The sequence below is a fragment of the Mycobacterium sp. ELW1 genome, from assembly GCF_008329905.1.
Lineage (GTDB): Bacteria > Actinomycetota > Actinomycetes > Mycobacteriales > Mycobacteriaceae > Mycobacterium.
On record NZ_CP032155.1, the window covers coordinates 3595650 to 3613897 of the forward strand.

Below are 18248 nucleotides of genomic sequence, written 5' to 3' on the forward strand. Positions count from 1 at the left end.
CAGTTCGGCTCTTACTCTGGCCGTCGGATGCCACCCACTATGGAGTGGTGACGACCGGCACCGACAGCACGCTCATCGATCAGGCGATGCCACGCTACGACGTGACAATCGCCGAAAGCACGGTGGTACAGGCGGACTCGGACACAACATATCGCGCCACTCGAAGTCTGGACCTGCTACGGGTACACACCCCGCTCCTCGACGCCGCCATGTGGGTGCGGCAGTTGCCGATGAGGCTGACCGGGCATGCGGCGCCACCCTCGTCACCGGTCGTGGTCGGCGATGGGCTCGGCATCCCGGGTTGGCTGGTGCTGGGCGAGCGCGAGGGACATGAAATCGTGTTGGGCGCAGTGGGACGGTTCTGGCGCCCTGTCATCGACTGGCGGACCGTCGACGCCGACGAGTTCGGTCATTTCACCGAACCCGGGTGGGGCAAGATTGCTGCCGGCTTCTCGATACTGCCCCACGGATCAAGCGAAACTTTGGTCACGTATGAATGTCGCACGGCTACAACGGATCCGGCTTCTCGTCGAAGCTTCGCCAGGTACTGGTGGCTGGTGCGCCCGTTCGTGGGGCACATCATGCGAGCCACGCTGCACCAGATCAAGAATGACGCGGAGGGCGTGAGGTGAAGCGCGTACTCGTTGCCTATGGCTCAACCCGGGGTGGCACCGCCAAACTGGCGGCCATGATCGGTGAGGCGCTCACCGAGGCAGGCTTGACTGCAGTGGTGATGCCGGCCCGGGATGTCATGGGCCTGGCCGATGTCGATGCGGTGATCGTGGCAGGGGCGCTCTACGCGAACAGATGGCACCGTGACGCGAGGCGCTTCGTCCGCCGACACAGCTCACCGCTGCGCGACCTGCCCGTGTGGCTCGTCAGCAGCGGGCCGCTGGACGACTCAGCGGCGAGAGGCGTTATCGCGCCCACCCGCCAGGTGGCGAAACTCATCGAGCGGGTTGGAGCCCGCGGCCATCAGACGTTCGGTGGATCGTTGGCAACAGATGCACGGGGCTTTCCCGCGAGCGCGATGGCGAGGACCAGGGCCGGAGACTGGACCGATGTCGATCACGTACGTCGATGGGTCGCCACCATCGCACAACAGCTGGTGTCCGCGGACGCCAGCTGAGTAAAGCTGCAGAGCAACCGCGCACGACGCTCGGCTGATCGCCCGCTTCCGTGATCAGCCGCACACTTGACTTGAAGCGCTTTAAGTTCGACATAGTGGCTGTATGCCAACCACACCGTTAACCAGGGACCTGACCATCCAGGAGGTTTCCCGTCAGAGCGGTCTGACCGAGTCGGCGCTGCGCTACTACGAGCGGATCGGGCTGATCGACCCGGTGCCGCGCGACGACAGCAGCGGTCACCGCCGCTATCCGCCCGCACTGGTGGACGCCATCGAATCCCTGAGCTGCCTGCGCAGCACCGGCATGAGCGTGCAGAACATGCGCGCCTATGTCGACAACATCCGCCGCGGCATGGCGGCTGCCGCCGATCAGCGGCAGCTGTTCGACGACCACGCCCGGCGGCTGGCCGACGACATCGCCCGGCTGCAGGTGCGCCAGAAGTATGCGGCAGCGAAAGCCCAGCTGTGGGCGGCGCGTGAACGGGGCGACATTGCTGCTGAAGAAGCGGTGGTGCCCGACATCATCGCGCTGGGTGCGCAACTGATATCCGAGGAGAAGACTCATGCCTGAACCCGTTCGGGTGTTGGTGACCGGCGGCTCCGGATTCGTCGCGGGCCACCTGATCCGGCGATTGCTCGCCGACGGCTACCTGGTTCGGGCAACCGTCCGAACCAGCAACCGCGACAAGGAACTCCGCAAGACGATGGCCGGTGCCGGTGTCGACGTGGAAAACCTGGACATCGTGGTGGCCGACCTGAATTCCGACGACGGCTGGACCGAGGCGGTGCGCGGCTGCCGGTTCGTGCAGCACGTGGCGTCACCGTTCCCGCCCCGCCAGCCGGCCGACGAGGACGAGGTCATCATCCCGGCGCGCGAGGGCACCCTGCGGGTATTGCGGGCCGCCGCCGCCGAAGGCGTGCGCCGGGTGGTGATCACCTCGTCGTTCGCGGCGATCGGCTACAGCCCCAAACCATCGGGGACGCCGTACGACGAAACCGATTGGACCAACCCCGACGACGCGGTCAGTCCGTACGTGAAGTCCAAGACGCTCGCCGAGCGCGCGGCATGGGATTTCGCGCAGCGCCCAGGCAGTCCTGAACTCGCGGTGGTCAACCCGGTCGGGGTGTTCGGGCCACCGCTGGACGAGAACCTGTCGACCTCCGTGCAGATCATCGACGCCTTGCTGCGCGGGCAACCACCGCTGCTGCCCGTTGGCCAGGGTCCGCTCGCGGAACCGGTTCCCCGGGTTCGACCCCGGGTCGCCCGCGCGCGGGCAACCACCGCTGCTGCCCGCGCATCGTTCGCGGTGGTCGACGTTCGTGACGTCGCCGACCTGTTGGTGCGCGCGATGACCAGCCCGCAGGCCGCCGGTCAGCGTTACCTCGCCGCAGCGGGCCAACCGGTGACGCTGCCCGAGATCGCGGCGGTGCTGCGCTCCCGCCTGGGAGCCGGCGCCGCCCGGGTGCCCAGCCGGGATGTCCCGGACTGGGCCGTGCGGTTCGGCGCACGATTCGTCCCACCGCTACGCGAATTGGCCGGCCTGCTGGGCACACCCAAGTCGGTGAGCAACGCCAAGGCCGTCACGCAGTTGGGCTGGCACCCACGCTCGGCCGCCGACACCGTTGCGGCTACCGCGGAAGGCTTGTTGGCGCCCAGCTCTGCTGCTGTTGCTGACCGCTGATGGCCGCGTCCAGCTTGGTCGGCGACGACGTCACCTCGTCGATGACGGTGTGGATGAAACGCATCTTCTCCAGCACCGGCACCGGGAGCACGAACGGATACAGGTCGTCTTTGCCCATCGACCGGTTCACCATGTTCAGCGACCACGCCAACGGCAGCCACATCTCGAGGATGTTGTCGAATCCGCTGGGCCCCAACACTCGTCGCTCATAGGTGGCATTGGCCGGGGCGATACCGAACGCCGCGGCGGTGTCCAGGGTGTCGCGGATGTGCAGGTAGTGCGCGAACGTCTCGGCCCAGTCCTCGGCCGCGTGCATGGTGGCATAGGAGGAGACGTAGTTCTCCTCCCACCCGGGCGGCGCGCCTTCGCTGTAGTGCCGGTCCAGGGCGGCCTGGTAGTCGGCGTCCGGGTCGCCGAACAGTTCGTTGAAGCGCTCCAGGTACGTCGGTGAGGTGCCGACCAGTCGATAGAAGTAGTAGTGACCGACCTCATGCCGGAAGTGTCCCAGCAGCGTGCGGTACGGCTCGTCCATCGAGGTACGCAGCTGCTCGCGGTGCACGTCGTCGCCCTCGGCGAGATCCAGTGTGATCAAGCCGTTGTCGTGGCCCGTGAACACCTTCTCGTTGGCGCTGGACAACAGGTCGAAGGCCAGTCCGTACTCCGGGTCCTCGTCACGGCCGACGATCGGCAACTTGAGTTCGTGCAGTTCGGCGATCAGGCGTCGCTTGGCCCGTTCGGCCAGCGCGAAGGCGCCCAGCGCAGGCAGGTCGTTGTCATTGGGCCGGGTCCGGGTGAGCCGGCAGGACGCGCACAACAGCCGGACCGGTTCCACCCGGACCAGCCAATTGCATTCGGCCAGATGAAGATTGGCACACAACTGGAAGTCGGCGGCGTCGACGGCACCGCCGTGTTCACTCTCCTCACCGGAGGCGATCACCAGAAATGCCATGTCGTCCAAGGAGAATCCGACCGAGCTACCGCACGACAGGCAGACCGAGTTCTCGAACGCCAGATGCTGCCCGCAGTTGGGGCAGATGAAGTCACGCATGCGCCAGACCCCCGTCATAGGGTGCCACGTCCACCGAGACGTCGATCACGCTGCGTTCGGAGTCGGTGTAGATGATGCCGCGCAGCGGCGGGATGTCGGCATAATCCCGCCCCCAGCCGACGGTGATGTAGCGCTCATCGACAAGCTGATCGTTGGTGGGATCGAGCCCGAGCCAATCATTTTGCGGTGTCCACACCGCGGCCCAGGCATGGGTGGCGTCCACGCCGTACATCCGTTCCTTTCCGGGCGGCGGGTCGGTGGCAAGGTAGCCCGATACATAACTCGCCGCCAATCCGTTGGCGCGCAGGCAGGCGATGGCCAGCCGAGCGAAGTCCTGGCATACCCCTTCTCGCGCCACCAAAACCTGACCCACCTGGGTGGACACCGTCGTGGATCCCGACTTATAGGTGAAATCAGAGAATATTCGTGAGTTGAGATCTCGCAGCACCTCGACCAGCGGACGGCCGGGCTCGAAACTCGGCGCGGCGTACTCCCGTACTTCGTCGGTGATCTCCGGGGGGCGCAGGTCCAGACTGAACTCGGATGCCAGCGCACCGTTGTGGCCGACCGGCCGGACGGCTTCCCACGGCGCCAGCGCCCAGCCGGCCTGATAGTGCTCGGCCGCGGGCGGATCGACCTCGACGACCGAGCGACTGGTCACCGTCAGCGCCCGGTGATGCTCGGTGACGTGGAAGTAGGAGCTGATGTTGCCGTAGACGTCGAGGCTGGTGGAGCGGTCGGCGGGTATCGGATCGATGTCGAGTTCGTAGGACAGACACCGCTGTCCGGTGGTGTCGCGCGGGGTGAGATGGCCGCGGCCGTAGGAACTGGTCACCACATCGGAATAGCCGTACGCGGTGCGATGCGTGATCCGGTACGTGCGCGCTGCGCTCTCCCCCGCCGTCATGGCATCACCCGCAGTTGATCAGGCCCCCACAGCGGCTGCATCCCACCGGGCAGCGACAACTGGGTGCGGGTGATGACGTCGGACAGATCGCGTAGCGCGGTGTGCATCCCACTCAGCAGCCCGTCGAGCTCGCTTCGGCGGCCGTCGTCGTCGACATGCTCGAGTTCGGCGGGGTCCAGCCGGCGCAGCCGCGTGCTGATCTCGTCGACCAATCGCTCGGGCCGCGACGAGCCCGACGAGCCCGGCAGCAACCGCAGATTCGACCGCAGCCGTTCCAATTGGTAGACAAGGGATCTGGGGTTCTCCGGGTCGAACAACACCAGGTCCGCCACCGCGGCCACGCTGACCCGGCCCAGGTTGCGTCTGCGGTATATGACCGACGATTCACAGACCACCAGTGCGGATTCGGTGATGGTCTGTTCGGCGTCCGGGCTGCGCACGGTGGTCAGCGTGGCACGCAGCAGCGCCGACAGCGCGAGCCCGCGTTCGATGCGCTTGCCGATGTCCATCAGGGTCCAGCCGGCGTCACGGACCATCGACTCGGCGGCCACCCCGGACAGCGCCAGCATGCCTGCCAGGGTCTGCTGTTGGGCGAGAGCGAGCTGGGTGTCGTCGATCCGCGCCCCGCGCGGCGAACCGGCCTGCTCGGCCAGCGCCCGCTCGACGGCGCCGAGCACCATCCACGTGTCGTTGGACATCTGGTCGCGCACCGAGCGGGCGGCCAGCCCGAGCCGTTCGACGGAGTGGGCCAGCGACCCGGGGCGCTGCCGGTCGACGGTCAGCGACCAGAGGGTGCGCTGAGCGCCGGACACCGCCTCGGCGTAGGTGCCCGCGGCGTCGGTCTCGGTGCCGGTGACCACGCCCAGGGCGTGCAACAGGACCGGCACACATTCGCTGCCGTCCATGTCCTGGCGGTAGCGATATTCGTGGTACCGCTCGCGGGTGACGATCAGCAGCCGGGCCAGGTTCTCGGCGCGCTCGCCGTAGCGGCCCATCCAGAACAGGTCAGACAACACGCGCGGCGAGCTGACCGAGCGGGTGCCGCTGGGCAGCTCCACCGGCGGCACGGTCAACGTATCGGCCTTGGCCCGCGTCGGCGGTCGGATCCAGACATCCTTGGCGGCAATGGTTTTCAGCACATAGGCGGAGTTGCCGGGCGCCAGCACGTAGCCCAGCCCACCGATCATCGGCGCATACCCGCCGCGCTGAGACACCGTGAACAACCGCATACCGACACTGGCTGCCGACACCCCGCCCGGGTAGCGGTCGGTGGGCGCGGAGGAGAACTGCGGCAGCTCCTGGCCCACCCACTGCCAGGGGTGGGCCTCGATGCGCGCGGTCAGCTCCTGGCGCTGCTGCGCCGACAGCGCGGGCCCCACGATCGTCTCGCCCCCGACCGTCGACTTGATCAGCAGCGTGTTCAGCCGCGCCACCAGATGGGAGCGCTCCCGGTCGAATCCGCCCCAGTAGAGCTGCGGGGTGTCCAGCAACGGCTTCTCCCCCAACAACCGTTCCGCCAGTTGAGGCAGGAAGCGCTGCAGCCCAGGGCTTTCCAGAATCCCGGCGCCGAGGGTGTTCACCACCGTCACCGCGCCCCGCCGCTGCACCTCGACCAGTCCGACCACGCCGAGCCGGGAATCGGGTCGCAGATCCAGCGGGTCGGCGTAGTCGGCGTCGACCCGGCGCAGCACCACGTCCACGCGCTTGAGGGTGCCCAGCGACCGCATCAACAGCTTGCCGTCGCGCACCACCAGGTCTGCACTCTCCACCAGCGGAAAACCCAGCACCGACGCCAGGTAGGCCTGGTCGAAGGCGGTCTCGGAGTGGATGCCGGGGCTGAGCACCACCACCACCGGATCTTCGGCGGCCTCGGGCGCGGCCTCGATGAGTGCCAGTCGCAGCGCCTGCGCGAACGGCGAGGCCGGGCGCGGACCGATGCGTTCGTAGACGTCGGGCACGGCGTGGGCGACCACCCGGCGATCGGCCAGTGCGTACCCGGCCCCCGACGGCGCCTGCGCCCAGTCGGCGTTGACCACGAATCGGCCGTCGGCGGCCCGGCTGACGTCGCAGCCGAGCATGAACAGTTGATGGCGCCCGGGATTCTCGATGCCGCGGGCGGCCCGGATGTACCCGGGATGCCCGAACAGCAACTGCGGCGGCAGGATCCCGGTGGTGATCGCCCGCCGCTCACCGTAGAGATCGGTCAGGACGGCGTCGAGCAGCCGGGACCGTTGCAGCACACCGGCTTCCAGCGTCTCCCAGTCGGCGGCGGACACCACCAGCGGTATCGCGTCGAGATGCCAGGTGCCCGGCGTCGCGATGCCCTCGCCGGGGGCGGCTCCCGAGTCGTCGACCTCGATGTAGGTGATGCCGTCGTTGTCGACCAACCCGCGCACCACGCCGCGCAGCCGTTCCAGTCCGGCCCGGCCGCGCTCGCCGATGAGATCACCGAGTTCCTGCCACGACGGTCGGATGGCACCGGTGGCGTCGACGAACTCGTCGTACCCGGTGTCACCGAAGGCACCCGCCCCACCGCCGTGCAGGTCGAACAACGCGTCCTGGGCGCGTGCGGCGCGGTATCCGGCGAGCAGACGGTCCGGGTCATGACTTGAGCGGCTCAATCCAGAACCGGCAGCGGACAGCGACAACGGCCCACCTCCTGATTCCAGACTCCTGCGCACGCATGGCCCGCCCCGAGCATATTCGGGTCGGTGGTCCCCATCAGTTCTGCAGCACTGTGCGGGCCCGTCGCAGGTCGAGGATCCCCGGCGCACCGACATCCGTGGATTGCCGGGCCAGTTTCTCCCTGATATCGCCGATATCGACCTTGCCGGGGGTGAACCCGGTGGCCTCGAAGCGCCGTCCGCGGCGTGATTCGGCCTCTACCGCGTTGACCGGCGGGGTGTCGTACGACCGTCCACCGGGGTGGGAGACGTGATAGGTGCAGCCGCCGCGGGACGTACCGGTGGCCATATCGACCAGTTCGAACCGCAGCGGGCCGTCGACGGTGATGGTCGGGTGCAGCGCGCTCGGCGGCTGCCAGGCCCGGTAGCGGACGCCGCCGACCAAGACGTCGGGGTTGTCGGTGCCCAGCATCGGGATCGGGTAGCCATTGCAGGTGAGGATGTGACGCTGCCGGTCGGCGCCGATGGTGCGGACCTGGATGCGCTCCACCGACGAGTCGACGTAGCGCGCGGTGCCGGTGCCGGTGGATTCCTCGCCGAGGGTGTTCCACGGTTCGATGGCGCCGCGCAGCTCGATCTCGACATGGTCGAACACCGCGGTGCCCACCCGCGGGAAGCGGAACTCGGTGAACGGGTCAAGCCAGCTGGTGTCGAAGTTGACGTCATGCGCGCGCAGATCGGCGCAGACATCGGCGATGTCGTGAATGATGAAGTGCGGCAACAGGTATCGCCCGTGGAGATTGAGCCCGTGTCGGATCAGTGGCGCCCGCAGCGGCTGGTCCCAGAACCGTGCGACCAGCGCACGCACCAGCAGCGACTGCACCATCGCCATCTGGTAGTGCGGGGGCATCTCGAAGCCGCGCAGCTCCAGCAGGCCCAGCCGGCCGCGGGGACTGTCGGGGCTGTACAGCTTGTCGATGCAGAACTCGGCGCGGTGGGTGTTGCCGGTGATGTCGGTGAGCAGGTGGCGGAGCGCCCGGTCGGCGATCCACGGAGCGACGCTTGCGGAGCGACCATGATCGGGCGCGACGCTTGCGGAGCGACCATGATCGGGAGCGGCGCCCTCTTCCGCGGTCAGGCGGGCGATCTCGGCGAAGGCGATCTCGAGTTCGTAGAGCGCTTCGGAGCGGCCCTCGTCGACCCGGGGAGCCTGCGACGTGGTGCCGATGAATCGGCCGGCGAACAGATACGACAGCGCCGGGTGGCGCTGCCAATAGGTCAACAGTGACACCAGCAGATCGGGTCTGCGCAGCAGCGGCGAGTCGGCCGGGGTGATGCCGCCCAAAGTGATGTGGTTGCCGCCGCCGGTGCCGCCGTGCGTCCCGTCGACGTCGAACGTCTCGGTCGACAGCCGGGCCAGCCGAGCCTCGTCGTAGAGGGTGCGCAACTGGTCGCGCTGCTCGGCGAAGCTGGCGGCGGGCGTGACGTTGACCTCGATGACACCGGGATCGGGCGTGATGGACATGGATTGCAGCCGCCCGTCGGGCGGCGGCCCGTAGCCCTCGACGACCACCGCGCAGGCGATCTTCGCGGCGGCCGCCTCCACCCGGGTGATCAGGTCGACGAAGTGTTCGAGCTCTTCGGTGGGCGGGATGAAGATGTACAGCACGCCGTCGCGGACTTCGGCGACCATCGCGGTGGTGGGCGCGGTGGGCGAATCCTCCACGGCGGCCTCGGTGGTCTCGGGATCGGCCGGCAACGCGCGGGCGCCGCTGGCGATCGGGTCGGCAGGCGCGGACGGGCGCGGTGGCTCCCAACTGATCGAGTCCAGCGGTAGTCGCAGGCCGGCCGGCGAGTCCCCCTCGAGCAGCACCACCCGGCCCCGGCGCAGCCGCCAGTCGGCACTGGCCCAGCCGGCGTCGTCGTCTCGGCGGTGCAACGGCAGCACGTAGGCGGCCGGTTCGGTCACCGGCTCTTCCAGGCGGGCCAGCAGCGCCGCGCGCGCGGCCGCGGTGTCGGTCTCCAGATCGTCGCCGGGTTCGACAGGCTCGCCGACGGGCAGGCGCACCGCGTGCGCCAACCGGCTCAGCGGGTCCTCGAACGCCGCGCGCACCTGGGTGGCCGGCAGTCCGAGACCGTCGGCGATCACCGACAGGATCTGTTGCGCCGCCTCGGGTTTGACGTCGCCGCGGTCACCGCCCCAGGGGTCGGCCAGCAGTGCGGCGTCGGCCCACAGCGGCTCGCCGTCGCGCCGCCAGTGGATTCCGATCTGCCAGCGCGGCAGCGGTTCTCCCGGATACCACTTGCCCTGGCTGCGCTGCACCAGACCACCGGGCGCCCACACCGCCTTCAGCCGCGCGGCCAGCACCGAGGCGCGCTCCCGTTTGTGCGGGCCGTCGGCGGCGGTGATCCACTCCTCGTCGAGCTGGTTGTCCACCGAGACGAAGGTCGGCTCGCCGCCCACGGTCAGCCGCACATCGGCATCGGCCAGCCGCTCGTCGATGCGGGCGCCGAGCTGGTTGATCGCGGCCCAGGCGGCGTCGGTGTAGGGCAGCGTGACACGCGGATCCTCATGCACGCGGGTGACGATGTTCGCGAAATCCAGGGTGGCCTCGGCGATCCCGGTGGTACCGGTGATCGGCGCCGCCGACGACGGATGTGGAGTGGCGGCCAGCGGAATGTGGCCCTCCCCGGCGAACAGACCGGAGGTGGGGTCCAGCCCGATCCAGCCGGCGCCGGGGACGTACACCTCGGTCCAGGCGTGCAGGTCGGTGAAATCAGCCGCCGGCCCGGACGGACCGTCGAGCGCCTCGACGTCGGAGGTCAGCTGCACCAGGTAACCCGACACGAACCGGGCCGCCAAGCCCAGTCCCCGAAGGATCGACACCAGAAGCCACGCGGAGTCGCGGCAGGATCCGATCCCGGTGCGCAGGGTGTGATCCGGGGTCTGCACCCCGGCCTCCATCCGCACGCTGTATCCGACGTCACCGTTGACCGCGCGGTTCAGCGCCACCAGGAAGTCGATGGTCCGGGTCCCGGGTGCGACGACGAAATCCCGGACCCACGAACCCACCAGGTCCCCCGGCCCCGATCCCTCGTCGCCTTCGTCGACCGGGCGCAGGTAGGGCTCCAGGTCGTCCTTGAGCGCCTTGGGATAGACGAACGGGAAGGTCTCCGCGTAGTCCTCGATGAAGAAGTCGAACGGGTTGATGACCTTGAGGTCGGCGATCAGCCCGACCTTGATGGTGAGTTCCCGTGTCCGGGTGGGAAACACGAGCCGGGCCAGGAAGTTGCCGAACGCGTCCTGCTGCCAGTTGATGAAATGATCGGCGGGCTCGACCTCAAGCGAGTAGGCCTCGATGGGCGTCCGCGAGTGCGGCGCAGGCCGAAGCCGGACGACATGCGGGTGCACCTCCACCAATCGGTCGAAGGTGTAGGTGGTGCGGTGCTCGAGCGCCACTTTGATGCCCATAGGCCGCTAATCCCATCACAAGACCCTCGACAACGCATGGCGCGGTGCGACTGGCCCGATCTTCTCAGCTACGCCGTCCGCCGTTGGGAAGCAGGGTTGAGGGCGCCCGGCTGGGCCGGATGGGGAAGGCCGGCTGCTCGCTGGGCGTGGTGGATGTCTCGGTCGGGCTGGTGGTCGCCTCCGTCACCGTCTGCGTCGGAGCCACTGTCTGAGTCGGGATCACCGTCTCGGTCGGAGTCGGCGTGTAGGTCGGGCTCGGAATCGGCGCCTGTGTGACTGTCGGAACGGGTTCCGGGGTCGGCGGTGGCGGCGGTGGCGGGACCGCCGGTGACGCAGCCGCACCAGAATTCGGCGTCTCGATGGCAGGTCTCGGCGCCGTCGCAGGCTCGATCCAGGGGGCGTTGGAACGGCTCGGCTCAGGTGAGGCGGGGCCGACGTCGGGCGGGGTCGGCACGTGGAGCAACGTGGCGACCGCGAGGCCTGCAACCACGGCGGCAAAGACCGTCATTGCGATTCCGCGGCGCGATACATGGTCTTTCAGACTTGCGATGTTGATCATCCACCCCACAGGCGCTAGACACTAGTCGGTCAACAGTCCCGCCACGGTCAGCCCGCACCGTGGCGGCGAGTCTCGTGGCGGCGGCGCATCGCCAGCACCAGCACTCCGGCCAGGGTGATGCCGACCAGGTTGATCGCCAGTTGCGCCGCGGATTCGACAGCGACGTCCCATTCTCCGACCGATGCGGCGACGACCGCGAAACCCGCGGCGGGCACGGTGGTCACCGAGATGAACACCCCGACCAGCGCCGCGGACTTGGCCGACACCAGCGACAGCATGCCTGCCGCACCGGCCAGCAGCGCGACGACGAACGACAACGGGCCGACCTGAAAGATGAAGTCGACGTCGGTGAGTTGGCGGGTGCTGCCCAGCTTGATCCAGCCCAGCGCCTCGCCGCCGAGCACGAACGCCGCGGTGACGGCCATGGCGACCGGGAACCCGACCAGCAGCGCCAGTGACGCACGGCGGGCCAGGTCCAGCCTGCGGCGCACCAGCGCCACCGCCAGGGCCGCCAGCGGGCCGAACTCCGGGCCGACGACCATGGCGCCGACCACCGTGACGGGAGAGTCGGTCACCACACCGACCGCGGCGATCATGCACGCCAGGCACAGAAACAACAGGAAGGTGATGTTGAGCGTGGACTCCTCGCGGGTGCGGGCCGACAGCTCCTCCCAGACGATCGCGTCCCCCGGGTCGCCGTCGGCCTCCTTCTCGGCGCGGTAGGCCGCGGTGGAGACCACGGTGTCCACCAGATCGAGGGTGATGGCGCCCTTGTGGTGCAAGTCCAGTGCCTTCAGGTCGTCGATGACGTCGTTGGCGCATTCCCGTGCGATGTCGGCGGAGATCTCATCGCCCGGCGGGTCCAGCGCCGCCCCGCGATGCACCACCAGGTGCGTCACCCCGACCTGCCGCTGCAGGACAGCCAACACGTCGTCACGAACCTCGACCGGCGCGATGACCCGCAGATGCAGCACAACCGCGAGACTACTTCCCCAGGGGTGCAAGAATCTTCGGTGTGGATCGGCCCAAGCCGCGGTGGATACCCGACCGTCTGTGGCCCTGGCTCGGCAACCGCTGGGTTCAGGCCGTACTCGTGATCGCGCTGTTCGCCATCCTCGGCGTGGTCTTCATGATGACCTCGGACCGCAAGGACACCGCCTACTGGGCCGGCTACACCGACGGGCAGCGGTGGGTCGACGCGGGCGGCTACCAGGCGCACGAGGAGTCGATCGCGGCGTACTGCGCGGGCCAAGCCGCCCACCACGCCGCCAGCTACCAGCGCGGCTGCGTGGACGGCGCCCACAACGCCATGCACTGACCCGGACCGCGTCGAAAGCGGTTGGCTACTGCTGGGATTGGGCCGAGATCGGCTCGGTGTCGGCCGCTCTCGTCGCAGGCGACGGCCACGGGCTCGGCACCGGACGTGGACGCACCCGCTGTGGCCACCAGAACCACCGGCCCAACAGGGCGGCGATCGACGGCGTCATGAAGGACCGGATCACCAGCGTGTCGACCAGCAGACCCATGCCGATGGTGGTGCCGACCTGGGCGATGACCGTCAGCTCGCTGAAGGCCATGGCCGCCATCGTCACGGCGAACACCAGGCCTGCGGAGGTGACCACCGAACCGCTGCCGCCCATGGCGCGGATGATGCCTGTCTTGAGCCCGGCGGGGATCTCCTCCTTGAGGCGCGCCACCAGCAGCAGGTTGTAGTCGGAACCGACCGCGAGCAGGATGACGATCGCCATCACCATCACCATCCAGTGCAGCGGACGGCCGATCAGGTCCTGCCAGATCAACACCGACAAACCGAACGACGTGCCCAGCGACAACGCCACCGTGCCGACGATCACTGCGGAGGCCACCACGGCTCGGGTGATGATCAGCATGATGATGAAGATCAGGCACAGCGCCGCCAATCCGGCGATCATCAAGTCGTAGTCGGCGCTGTCCTGCATGTCCTTGAAGCTGGCCGCGGTACCGGCGAGGAAGATCTTCGAGCCCTCCAGCGGGGTGCCCTTGATCGCCTCGAACGCCGCATTCTTGATCGGGTCGATATGACTGAGACCCTCCGGCGACATCGGATCACCCTCGTGAGAGATGATGAACCGCACCGCTTTTCCGTCCGGTGACAAGAACATCTTCATGCCGCGCTTGAAGTCCGGATTGTCGAACGCCTCCGGCGGGAGGTAGAACGAGTCGTCGTTCTTGGCCTCGTCGAACGCCTTGCCCATCGCGCTCTGGTTGTCCTGCATGGCCGCGATCTGGTCCTGCTGACCGGACTGTGTGCTCTGCAGGGTCAGCTGCATGGTCCGCATCGAGCGCATCGTGTCGATCATCGGCGGCATCAGCGTGCGCATCTGGGCCGTCAACAGGTCCAGCTTGTGCAGATCAGGCACCAGGACCTGGAAGTCGTCCGTCATGGTGTCGATGCCGTCGAGGGTGTCGAACACCGACCGGATGGACCAGCACACCGGGATGTCGAAACAGTGCGGTTCCCAGTAGAAGTAGTTGCGGATCGGCCGGAAGAAGTCGTCGAAGTCGGCGATGTGGTTACGCAGCGTCTGGATGTCGGCCAGCGTCAGGTCCATCTTGCCGACCATGCTGTGTGTGACGGCGTTGAGCTGCCCGAGCAGGTCGTACATCTGCGTCATCGTGGCGATGGAGACGTTCATGTCGTCGCCCATCTTCAGCATGTCCTTCATCCGGTCCTGCATGTAGGACTGGTTCAGCGTCTGCGTGGTGCCCTGCATACCGAGCAGGAATGGGATCGAGCTGTGTTCGATCGGGGTACCCAGCGGCCTGGTGATGGTCTGCACCCGACCGATGCCCGGCGTGTGGAAGATGGCCTTGGCCACCCGGTCGATCACCAGGAAGTCGGCGGAGTTGCGCAGGTCGTGATCGCTCTGCAGCATCAGCAGTTCGGGGCTCAGCCGAGCCTCCGGGAAGTGCCGCTCGGCGGCGGCGAACCCCTCGCTGGCCGGAATGTCGGCGGGCAGATAGTGCCGGTCGTTGTAGTCGGTCCGGTAGCCGGGCAGCGCGAGCAGCCCGATCAGGCAGACGAAGGTCGTCGCCACCAGGATCGGTCCGGGCCAGCGGACCACGGCGGTGCCGATGCGCCGCCAAAAACGTTCGCGGGACGCCGCTTTGGGCTCCAACAGGCCGAAGCGGCTGGCCGCGGTCACAACGGCGGGGCCGAGCGTCATCGCGGCGGCGACCACCACCACCATGCCGACGAACAGCGGAACGCCCATCGACTGGAACATCGGGCTGCGGGTGAAGTGCAGACAGAACAACGCGCCGGCGATGGTCATGCCGGAGCCGACGATCACGTGCCCGGTGCCGTGATACATCTCGTAGTAGGCCGACTCTTTGTCGACGCCCTTGCTGCGCGCCTCCTGATAGCGGCCGAACAGGAAGATGACGTAGTCGGTACCGGCCGCGATCGCAACCATCACCAGCAGGTTGACCGCGAACGTCGACAGCCCGATCAGGTGGTGATAGCCCAGGAAGGCCACCACGCCACGGGCCGCCGCCAATTCGAGGAACACCATCACCAGCGCGATCAGCACCGTGACGATCGAGCGGTAGACGACCAGCAGCATCACCGTGATGACGCCGAACGTCAGACCGGTGATGATCTTGAGGCTGCGGTCACCGGCGATGTGGGTGTCGTTGATCAGTGCCGACGATCCGGCGACGTAGGCCTTGATCCCCGGTGGTGGGGGCACACTCTCGACGATCGTCTTGACGGCCTCGACCGACTCGTTGGCCAGACCCTCACCCATGTTGCCGGACAGATAGGCCTGTACATAGGCGGATTTGCCGTCAGAACTCTGGGATCCGGCGGCGGTCAGCGGATCGCTCCAGAAGTCCTGGATGTGCTCGACGTGTTTCTTGTCGGCCTCGAGCTTCTTGACGATCTCGTTGTAGTACTGGTGCGCGGCGTCGCCGAGCGGCTGATCGCTTTCCAGCACGATCATCACCGAGGTGTTCGACTTGAACTCCTGGAACGTGCTGCCGATCGTGCTCATCGCGACGGACGACGGCGCGTCCATCGCCGTCATCGGCACCGACTGCTCCTGACCGACGACCTCGATCTGGGGCACGACGATGTTCGTGATGACGGTCAGCGCCAGCCAGCCCAGGATGATCGGGACGGACAGCCAGCGGACCCACTGCGCGATGTGCGGCCGCCTCCCCGGTTCGGCCTGCGGCTTTTCGTCTTTGTTCAGCAGGATCATGCGGACTTGACCAGGCAGAAGGTCTGCGCGTTCACACCGGTGTTGGTCTTCTCGTCCTTGAGTTCGCCGTTGACGGTGATCCGGCAACCGATCGTGTCACTGTCGCCCTGGGCGACGATGTTGGCCGAGGCGGCCGGCGCGGTGGTTGTCAAGGTGAGCGACCACGGCAGGGTGACGTCTCGCACGATCTGCGGCTGGGCGTCCAGGTCGAGGTAGTTGATGGTGGCGACGGCTCCCGGCGGGCCGTAGATCTCGTACACCACGGTCTTCGGGTTGAACGGCTTGGTGTCATTGGCCAGACCACTACCCGGACGGGTCGTCTCGGTCTTTCCGAACACCCCGTGCAGGCGGAAAACGCCGAAGGCGGCGATGGCGATCACCAGAACGATCACGATCGGCAGCCATACCTTGCGCAGGAGGTGCAGCGGTCCACGGCGCTTGGTGCGGTGACCTGCGGGGTGAGCCTGTTTCTGATCCGGGCCGGCGGGGGCGTCATCGGCCGGCGCGCCCGAGGATGCGTAGGTCTGGCTTTCCAGCGTCACGACCGGACCCCCTTCTGGCCTCGCAGATCAGCCTGTCGATTCACCGCGGCCCCATTTAGCACCGCTACATAGTAGGACTAACGGATCTCGTCAGCATAACCCGTGTGATCAGCCTCATGGGTCACCACAATTTCTGACAGGCGTCACACGATTCCGGTTACTCGATGGTGGCGGTGAGCCCGAATTCGTCGAGGACCTCGCCCACCGAGGCCTTCAGCAGGTCTTTGCTGTTCGGGCCACCGGGACGCCACGCCGAGACCGACAGCGAAACCTCACCGTTGACCTGACCCGACGCCAGGAACAGGGTGCCGCCGAGCCGATCGAGAATGTCCGCGGTGATCCGCGACTCGAGCTGACGCACGACGATGTGGTCGGCGTCGGTACCGTCGGGCCGATTCACCGCCGGGTCCAGCTTCCCGAGATTGGAACAGCCGATCGGCGCGCCCGCGCCGAGCGCCATCCCCTCCAGCCGACGGGCCAGCCCGGGCGGGATCAGCGGCGCCAGCGCCACCGGACCCAGCAGCTCGAAGCGGCTCTCCGACAGCGCGGCCAGGTTCTTCTTCAGTTCGGCACGCACATCACGCAGGGTCTGCGTGACGTTGGCGGGGTCGATGCTCACCGTCATCCCGGTCAGGGCGTTGGCCCGGGTGTCGCCCTCGGTACGTTCGCTGACCGGGAACTGCAGCCGAACCCGACCGTTGTCGTCGACCCGCCCCTGCTCCTGCCCCAGCTTCGCAGCGATTCCGGCGAACAATGAATTGCTGGTTCCGCCAAGGCTTTCCATGCGCTCTTGCCATTGCGTCTCGTCGATGTAGGCAACCAGCGCGGGAACGGTGACGAGCCGGGTTTCGTCGATCTTGGCCGGCGCCGGCGCCGAACGTCCGGCCGATGAGGTGAGTTCAGTGCGGTTGTTGCGGGCCAGTTTCACCGCGGCAGCGATCGCCTTGGCGAAGTCCGGCACCGCGCGCACCAGGCCCGCGGCGTCTTCGCGCAGGGCCTCCCCGCGGGTACGGGAGTGGGGTTTCGGATAGCCGAGGTCCCAGGTCTCCCCGCTCGCGGCCTGCTTGATGGCCAGGGTGATCGCCAGTCCGTCGCAGATCGAATGCGAGGCGATCAGCGTGACCACGGCCCCGCCCTCGGTGAACGGCTGAACGGCCAGCCGCCACGACGGGCCGCCTTCGGGATCGATCGGGACCCTGATCTGCTCGTCGAGCCAGTCCAGCGCCTCGGCGCGCGCGGGCGGGCGGCAGCCGCGACGTCGATGTCAGCCGGGCCGGTCCACGCCACCCAGTGGTCGCGGCCGAACGGCAAAGGCGAGCGCTCGATGCGCCGCCCCAGCAGGCCGCGGCCGAGATTGTGGTGGAAGCGACGCAGCCCGTCGAAGTCGACCGGGCGCTCATAGATCCAGGCGTACTGGGCCAGCGGCCCGCGCCCGAGCGCCCGTAGTCCGAGGAAGGATCCTTGATCGATGTACGCCAGCGTGGAGTCCACACCGGCCATCGTAGGCGGGGGCGGTGTCACCGCGACGTAGGCGCGGCGCCTTTCCGCCTGAGCTCCACACCCAGCTCGTCAGGTGGCACGAGATGCCCCTCCGCGCAACGGATTTCGACGGTCGCGTCGGCGCCACAGTTCAGGTGGGTCAACCGCAGCCGGGTGTCCTCGGCCAGGTGCCGCCGGCCCCACTCGAACATCGCCCACACCACCGGCATCAGCTCGGTGCCGGCGTCGGTGAGCACGTACTCGTCGCGCACCCGCTGCCCCGGCTCGCGGTAGGGCCGCCTGGTCAGCAGGCCGGCGTCGACGAGTTCGGTGAGCCGCGCCGACGTGGCGGCCTTGGTGATACCCACCCGCCGGGCGAAGTCGTCGAACCGGGTGGTGCCGTAATAGGCCTCCCGGAGGATCAGCATCGCCGACTTGGTTCCGATGACGGCCATGGTCTTCTCGATCGGACATTTCCCGACCGCCGACCAGGAGTCGCGATCGGCAAGAGGCCCCTGCAGCAGTGTCACGTAAGTCACTCCATTTCTGAGTTGTTTTCACT

General features: G+C 67.7%; 16 protein-coding genes. 6 read left to right on the plus strand and 10 right to left on the minus strand.

Annotation, left to right across the window (positions count from 1 at the left end; genetic code table 11):
• Positions 1 to 47 precede the first annotated feature (47 nt).
• The 4 genes from D3H54_RS16970 to D3H54_RS16985 all read left to right on the plus strand — a co-directional run bounded on the left by D3H54_RS16970 (position 48) and on the right by D3H54_RS16985 (position 2811).
• On the plus strand, positions 48 to 632 hold the full coding sequence (locus D3H54_RS16970; protein WP_149380039.1) for a hypothetical protein: 585 nt from the start codon (positions 48 to 50) through the stop codon (positions 630 to 632).
• Positions 629 to 1129, plus strand: coding sequence for a flavodoxin domain-containing protein (locus tag D3H54_RS16975; protein WP_149380040.1), 501 nt, complete (start codon positions 629 to 631; stop codon positions 1127 to 1129). The genes D3H54_RS16970 and D3H54_RS16975 overlap by 4 nt, the downstream gene beginning before the upstream one ends.
• Positions 1130 to 1232: 103 nt before the next feature.
• Entirely contained in the window at positions 1233 to 1700 is a 468-nt protein-coding gene (locus tag D3H54_RS16980; protein WP_149380041.1) for a MerR family transcriptional regulator, read from the plus strand.
• Positions 1693 to 2811: an SDR family oxidoreductase gene (locus D3H54_RS16985; RefSeq protein WP_149380042.1), complete on the plus strand. Its 1119-nt coding sequence runs from the start codon at positions 1693 to 1695 to the stop codon at positions 2809 to 2811. Before D3H54_RS16980 ends, D3H54_RS16985 begins: the two co-directional genes overlap by 8 nt.
• Here the strand turns inward: D3H54_RS16985 and D3H54_RS16990 are convergent.
• The 4 genes from D3H54_RS16990 to D3H54_RS17005 all read right to left on the minus strand — a co-directional run bounded on the left by D3H54_RS16990 (position 2759) and on the right by D3H54_RS17005 (position 10862).
• Positions 2759 to 3859, minus strand: coding sequence for a zinc-binding metallopeptidase family protein (locus D3H54_RS16990; protein ID WP_149380043.1), 1101 nt, complete (start codon positions 3857 to 3859; stop codon positions 2759 to 2761). The two genes, D3H54_RS16985 and D3H54_RS16990, sit on opposite strands and share 53 nt — an antisense overlap.
• Positions 3852 to 4766 carry a transglutaminase family protein gene (locus tag D3H54_RS16995; protein WP_149380044.1) on the minus strand — a complete coding sequence of 305 codons (915 nt, stop codon included), beginning with the start codon at positions 4764 to 4766 and terminating at the stop codon, positions 3852 to 3854. The genes D3H54_RS16990 and D3H54_RS16995 overlap by 8 nt, the downstream gene beginning before the upstream one ends.
• Entirely contained in the window at positions 4763 to 7414 is a 2652-nt protein-coding gene (locus tag D3H54_RS17000) for a circularly permuted type 2 ATP-grasp protein (RefSeq protein ID WP_286198904.1), read from the minus strand. The genes D3H54_RS16995 and D3H54_RS17000 overlap by 4 nt, the downstream gene beginning before the upstream one ends.
• Before the next feature lie 73 nt (positions 7415 to 7487).
• Positions 7488 to 10862, minus strand: coding sequence for a transglutaminase family protein (locus D3H54_RS17005; RefSeq protein ID WP_149380046.1), 3375 nt, complete (start codon positions 10860 to 10862; stop codon positions 7488 to 7490).
• 83 nt (positions 10863 to 10945) lie between these two features.
• Here D3H54_RS17005 and D3H54_RS31815 point away from each other — a divergent pair, with 83 nt between their 5' ends.
• A complete protein-coding gene (locus D3H54_RS31815) occupies positions 10946 to 11074 on the plus strand; it encodes a hypothetical protein (RefSeq protein WP_286198905.1) in 129 nt (42 codons plus the stop codon).
• A 394-nt stretch (positions 11075 to 11468) separates the two neighbouring features.
• Here D3H54_RS31815 and D3H54_RS17010 read toward each other — a convergent pair whose 3' ends face one another.
• Positions 11469 to 12395, minus strand: a complete 927-nt coding sequence (locus D3H54_RS17010; RefSeq protein ID WP_149380047.1) for a DUF389 domain-containing protein — start codon at positions 12393 to 12395, stop codon at positions 11469 to 11471.
• Between the two features lie 41 nt (positions 12396 to 12436).
• On the opposite strand from D3H54_RS17010, the gene D3H54_RS17015 reads away from it, so the two are divergent.
• Positions 12437 to 12739 carry a hypothetical protein gene (locus tag D3H54_RS17015; protein WP_149380048.1) on the plus strand — a complete coding sequence of 101 codons (303 nt, stop codon included), beginning with the start codon at positions 12437 to 12439 and terminating at the stop codon, positions 12737 to 12739.
• A gap of 25 nt (positions 12740 to 12764) precedes the next feature.
• On the opposite strand, the gene D3H54_RS17020 is transcribed toward D3H54_RS17015, so the two are convergent.
• The 5 genes from D3H54_RS17020 to D3H54_RS17035 all read right to left on the minus strand — a co-directional run bounded on the left by D3H54_RS17020 (position 12765) and on the right by D3H54_RS17035 (position 18216).
• Complete coding sequence (locus D3H54_RS17020; RefSeq protein ID WP_149380049.1) at positions 12765 to 15665, minus strand: MMPL/RND family transporter; 2901 nt, start codon at positions 15663 to 15665, stop codon at positions 12765 to 12767.
• A complete protein-coding gene (locus D3H54_RS17025; protein ID WP_168215083.1) occupies positions 15662 to 16090 on the minus strand; it encodes an MmpS family transport accessory protein in 429 nt (142 codons plus the stop codon). Before D3H54_RS17025 ends, D3H54_RS17020 begins: the two co-directional genes overlap by 4 nt.
• 274 nt (positions 16091 to 16364) lie before the next feature.
• Positions 16365 to 17333, minus strand: coding sequence for a hypothetical protein (locus D3H54_RS17030; protein ID WP_286198906.1), 969 nt, complete (start codon positions 17331 to 17333; stop codon positions 16365 to 16367).
• Complete coding sequence (locus D3H54_RS31820) at positions 17321 to 17698, minus strand: hypothetical protein (RefSeq protein WP_286198907.1); 378 nt, start codon at positions 17696 to 17698, stop codon at positions 17321 to 17323. The genes D3H54_RS17030 and D3H54_RS31820 overlap by 13 nt, the downstream gene beginning before the upstream one ends.
• 26 nt (positions 17699 to 17724) lie before the next feature.
• Complete coding sequence (locus tag D3H54_RS17035; RefSeq protein ID WP_149380051.1) at positions 17725 to 18216, minus strand: winged helix-turn-helix transcriptional regulator; 492 nt, start codon at positions 18214 to 18216, stop codon at positions 17725 to 17727.
• Positions 18217 to 18248: the final 32 nt, after the last annotated feature.